General features: G+C 38.3%; 1 protein-coding gene. It reads left to right on the plus strand.

The features are described from left to right. The coding region (locus tag AOA61_RS12705) for an HAD family hydrolase (RefSeq protein ID WP_158234799.1) at positions 1–248 on the plus strand (248 nt) is incomplete at both ends.

Genomic DNA, 248 nt, shown 5'->3' on the forward strand with positions numbered 1-248 from the left:
AGCAATTACAGTTGAGAGAGCAGAGGAGCTACAGCATACTTATCTAAAAAATCAGCAAAAAATATCTCCTTTTCCAGGGGTAATAAAGCTAATGAAGACATTACAAAAACAAGGTTTTCTTGTGGGAATGCTCTCCAATGGTCCAGTGAAACATCAATTACAGAAAATGGACCAATTGGGTGTGCTGGATGTTGTTCCAATGGAACATATTTTTGTTTCTGATGGCGTTGGAATAGCAAAGCCAGATC

This window comes from Pseudomonas sp. 2995-1 (assembly GCF_002742505.1).
GTDB classification, from domain to species: Bacteria; Pseudomonadota; Gammaproteobacteria; order Pseudomonadales; family Pseudomonadaceae; genus Aquipseudomonas; species Aquipseudomonas sivasensis.